The sequence below is a fragment of the Aminobacter sp. P4_H6_2 genome, assembly GCF_056400805.1.
This window is the reverse complement of the sequence record NZ_JBFUKO010000413.1, coordinates 1-4,836: the sequence shown is the minus strand read 5'-3', so window position 1 is coordinate 4,836 and position 4,836 is coordinate 1. Positions and strand designations below refer to the sequence as shown.

The window sequence follows — 4,836 nt, the reverse complement described above, 5'->3', positions numbered from 1 at the left end:
GAACTGGCGGGTCTGATGGAGGTCAAACGACCCGCGAAATTATTCCAGATAGCCGCTCGGATCGACCGGCGTTGAATTCTTGCGCACCTCGAAATGCAGCTTCGGCGCGTCGGTGCTGCCGCTCATGCCGGAAAGCGCGATCTCGTCGCCACGCTTGACCTTCTGGCCACGCTGAACCTTCAGCTGGCTGGCATGACCATAGACGGTGACAAGACCATTCTCGTGACGCACCAGCACGGTGTTGCCGAACTCCTTGAGCCCGTCGCCAGCATAGATGACCACACCGTTCTCGGCAGCCTTGACGRGCGTGCCTTCCGGCACCGAGATGTCGATGCCGTCATTCGACTTGCCACCGCCCTTGCCATAGTTGGCAACGACCCGGCCGCGCACCGGCCAGCGCATGCGATCGATGCCGGTGGCATTCGGCGCAGGTGCCGACGATTCTTCGGCCTGCTCGACCAGCTTGTCTTTCTTCGGCGGCGTATAAGAAGCAACCGTGGGTGCATCGGCAGCGGGCTTCGCCGCGGCAACGGCCGGCTTGGCCGGAGYAGGCGTGCTTGTGACCACCGGATCGATGGCTGCGGGCTTCGCCGCGGCAACGGTCGTGGTCGCGCCAGGTACCTTCAGCGTTTGACCGATACGGATGCGGCCGTCCTGAAGACCATTGGCCTGTTTGAGTGCTGCGGTTGTGACGCCGAGCTTTTGGGCGATGCGGTTGAGCGTGTCGCCCTMCGCAACCTTATAGCCGCCACCGGCACCAACCGGCTTGGCATTCTTGTCAGCCGAAGAGTCGAGCTGCGCGACGGCACCTTCCCTGGTCTTGGGCTGCTGCGGCAACACCGCAACCTTGTCAGTCGACAGCGGCGGATTGACCGGCAGCGGCTTCTTGGTCGGCAGCTTAAGCGTATTCTGTTCTGCCTGCGCCGTCTGCGGCTGGGCTAGCGTAGCTGTCGCGGTGCGATCGACAATCGGCGCCTGAGCTGTACGAACAGGGGCCGGGGCAAGCGTGGGAGCCTGAGCGACAGGTGCGGGCAGAGGCTGCGACGAAACCGGCTGGAGGCTGCCACGGCTAACCGAACCCGAACTGCTGGGGGCTAYGGGCGCTGCCGCCATCTGGGGATCGCCCGGATAGGGCTGCGGCTGCTGCTGATTGTTGATGATCGACTGCTGGTTGGGCGTCGATGCCGTAAAGAGATCGTCGACGCCACCGCCGCCGAATCGCGACACTCCGGAACTGCACCCTGCCGCCATGCCGGCAACCAGCAGCACGGCGCCACCGCGCGCCAGAGAGCGTTTATTCGTCTTCAAAATACTGAAACGCATCGCACTGACCCGCGCTTTACCCGATACCAACTAGGCTTGATTAAAGCGCGTTAATGTTACTGGTCGGTTAAGAGGATCAAATAAATCAATTGCTTCATGAATGGCGGCGGCGCACGGCCAAGCGCCGCCAGCTACCTGGTTCATGCACAAACTTGAAAACGATTTTTGGCTACAGAATGGCAGCGACGCCGCGGGCCAGCGCTTGCAGGCGGACAACACCCAGATCTTCGCGTTCAAAGCGGCTGCCGATCTTGGTCAGCTTGCACAGTACCTGTTCGCCCTCTTCGGGGCCGATCGGTGCGATCATCGTGCCGCCGCTCGAAAGCTGGTCGACGAACATGCGCGGATAGCTGTCGAATGCCGCCCACACCACGATGCGGTCGAACGGCCCCTCGCCCGGCAACCCGTTGGAACCGTCGCCCTGACGGACCAGCGCGTTGTTCATGCCGAGAACCTCGAAGCGCTGGCGCGCCTGTTCGGTCAGCGTCTTGTAGCGATCTATCGTGACGACACGGCCGGCGAGCCGGGCCATGACCGCCGCAGTATAGCCCGAGCCGGTTCCGACTTCGAGCACGCGGTTACCCTGTTCGATGTTGAGCGCGGCAATGACCGAAGCCTGGAGATCGGCACCTTCGATCGCCTCGCCGCATTCGATCGGCAACATGCGATCCGACCAGGCGATGGAATGGAATTGGCCCGAGATGAAGTCGCGCCTGGGCGTCGCCTCGAAAGCAGCAATGAGATTTTTCGGAACGATGCCGCGCCCACGAAGGCGAAGGAGAAAGGCGGCGAAACCTTCACGGTCGTCCGGCATCATGTTCATGCAATTGCCTTGGCCAATTGATCGCGCAGTTCATGCGCCGTCATGTCGAGCTTGAGCGGGGTCACGGAAATCTGCTTGTTGCGCACGGCATGAAGGTCGGTGCCCGGCTTCAACACCGGCTCGTCGCGGCCGAAACGCAGCCAGTAATATGGCAGGCTGCGGCCATCGCGGCGCTCCTCGACCCAGATGCCGTAAGACAGCTTGCCCTGACTCGCCACAACCGGTCCCGTCACCTCTTCGGGCGGGCAATTGGGGAAGTTGACGTTGAGCAGCACCCCGATCGGCAGCTCCGTCGAAATCAGCTTGCGCAGCAGCGCCGGCGCCAGCGCTTCGGCCGTTTCATACGGCACGATGCGCTCGTCATTCTCATAGATGTAGGCCTGGCTGAGCGCGATCGAGCGGATGCCGATCAGCGCCCCTTCCATGGCACCGGCAACGGTGCCGGAATAAGTCACGTCGTCAGCGACATTCAGACCCGAATTGATGCCGGACAGAATCAGGTCCGGTGGCTCTGGCAGGATCTTGCGCGCGCCCATGATGACGCAATCGGTCGGCGTGCCGTTCACCGCATAATGCTTGTCGCTGATCTTGCGCAGCCGAAGCGGCTCGGAGATCGACAGAGAATGCGCATAACCTGACTGGTMGGTTTCCGGCGCCACCACCCAGACATCGTCCGATAGCTGGTTGGCGATCCGCTCCAGGCAGGCAAGGCCTTCAGCGTGGATGCCGTCGTCGTTGGTCAGCAGAATGCGCATGTCACTTCATTTCGATCTTGGAGAGACCACCCATGTAAGGACGCAGGACTTCAGGAATCGTTACGCTGCCGTCCTCGTTCTGGTAGTTTTCGAGCACCGCGATCAACGCGCGGCCGACAGCCACGCCCGAGCCGTTGAGCGTGTGCACGAAACGCGTGCCCTTCTCTTCCTTCGGACGATAGCGGGCATCCATGCGGCGCGCCTGGAAATCGCCGCAGACCGAGCAGGACGAGATTTCACGATAGGTGTTCTGGCCGGGAAGCCAGACCTCGATGTCATGCGTCTTGCGCGCGCCGAAGCCCATATCGCCGGTGCAAAGCACCATCGTACGAAACGGCAGGCCGAGGCGCTTCAGCACTTCTTCCGCGCATTCGGTCATGCGATCGTGCTCGGCAAGTGCGCTTTCGGCATCGACGATCGAAACCAGCTCGACCTTGTAGAACTGGTGCTGGCGCAGCATGCCGCGCGTATCGCGCCCGGAGGACCCTGCTTCCGAGCGGAAGCACGGCGTGAGTGCCGTCATGCGCAGTGGCAACTGCTCGCTCGCCAGGATTTCTTCGCGCACCAGATTGGTCAGCGGCACCTCGGCGGTCGGAATGAGGCCCAGGCGACTGTCGCCATGCGGCACGAAGAATAGATCTTCCTCGAATTTGGGCAGATTGCCCGTACCGTAGAGCGGATCGTCGCGCACCAGAAGCGGCACCTGGACCTCGGTGTAACCGTGCTCGGTGGTGTGCAGGTCGAGCATGAACTGGCCAAGGGCGCGTTCAAGGCGCGCCAGCTGCCCCTTGAGCACGGTGAAGCGCGAACCGGAAAGCTTGGCGGCACGCTCGAAATCCATCAGGCCGAGCGCTTCGCCGATCTCGAAATGCTCCTTCACCCAGTTCGGGCGCGGCGGAACCGTGCCAACCTTGCGCAGCACGACATTGTCGTTTTCGTCCTTGCCGACCGGCACGTCTTCGAGCGGCACGTTCGGGATCACGGCAAGTGCCGCGTCGAGCGCCTTGTCGAGCTCACGCTCGCGGCCTTCGCCGTCCTGGATGAAGCCCTTGATCTCTGCGACCTCGGTCTTCAACTTCTCGGCGAGTGCGGAATCACCCGAGCGCATCGCATTGCCGATCTCCTTGGATGCAGCATTGCGGCGCTCCTGCGCTTCCTGAAGCTTGGAGACATGGGCGCGACGCGCCTCGTCCTTGGCGATCAGGTCGTCAACGGTGGCTCTCGCCACCTCGGCCGACTGCCCGCGCTTGCCAAGTGCATCGGCAAGCGCCCCAGGGTTCTCACGAATCCATTTGATATCAAGCATTTAAAAATTCCGGTCGTCGCGGTTGTCGAAACGACCGCGACGGCGGATCGGGCTGTCAGCTAGCGTTGGTGCCGCTGCCTGTGCCTTCGAGCGAGGTCGATGCTGCTGGCGATTGCTTCTCGGCGGTGCTTTCGCCCGCGTCCTGCGTTTCGCTCGCCACACGATCCTTCTCGCGCTTTTTTTCGATCATCCGGGCGGTCCAGATGGAAATCTCGTAAAGAAGGATCGTGGGAAGGGCAAGGCCGATCTGGCTGACCGGGTCTGGCGGCGTCAGCACGGCCGCCACCACGAAAGCAAGAACGATCGCCCATTTGCGCTTGTCAGCCAGCCCCTGCGAGCTAACCAGGCCCACCCGCGCCATCAGCGTGGTCACCACCGGCAACTGGAACACCAGGCCGAAGGAGAAGATCAGCGTCATGATCAGGCTGAGATATTCCGACACCTTGGGCAGCAGCGAAATCTGCACCTGATCGTCGGTGCCGGCCTGCTGCATGGCAAGGAAGAACCACATCACCATTGGGGTAAAGAAGAAATACACCAGTGACGCGCCCATCAAGAACAGGACAGGCGAGGCGATCAGGAACGGCAGGAAGGCATTGCGCTCGTTCTTGTAGAGACCGGGTGCGATG

Annotated in this window: 5 protein-coding genes; all 5 read right to left on the bottom strand. The window is 62.0% G+C overall.

The genetic code is table 11. The annotated features are described in order from the left end of the window. Positions 1-39: 39 nt before the first annotated feature. Positions 40-1,323 (bottom strand): peptidoglycan DD-metalloendopeptidase family protein, encoded by a 1,284-nt coding sequence (locus tag AC1DUU_RS23125; RefSeq protein ID WP_476785724.1) that lies wholly within the window; start codon positions 1,321-1,323, stop codon positions 40-42. A gap of 169 nt (positions 1,324-1,492) precedes the next feature. Beyond that, positions 1,493-2,146 (bottom strand): protein-L-isoaspartate(D-aspartate) O-methyltransferase, encoded by a 654-nt coding sequence (locus AC1DUU_RS23120; RefSeq protein WP_476785723.1) that lies wholly within the window; start codon positions 2,144-2,146, stop codon positions 1,493-1,495. Beyond that, complete coding sequence (gene surE, locus AC1DUU_RS23115) at positions 2,143-2,901, bottom strand: 5'/3'-nucleotidase SurE (RefSeq protein WP_476785722.1); 759 nt, start codon at positions 2,899-2,901, stop codon at positions 2,143-2,145. Before surE ends, AC1DUU_RS23120 begins: the two co-directional genes overlap by 4 nt. Before the next feature lies 1 nt (position 2,902). Next, complete coding sequence (gene serS / locus AC1DUU_RS23110) at positions 2,903-4,207, bottom strand: serine--tRNA ligase (protein WP_476785721.1); 1,305 nt, start codon at positions 4,205-4,207, stop codon at positions 2,903-2,905. A 55-nt stretch (positions 4,208-4,262) separates the two neighbouring features. Continuing rightward, a partial coding sequence (gene tatC, locus AC1DUU_RS23105) for a twin-arginine translocase subunit TatC (protein ID WP_476785720.1) occupies positions 4,263-4,836 on the bottom strand: 574 nt, incomplete at its 5' end.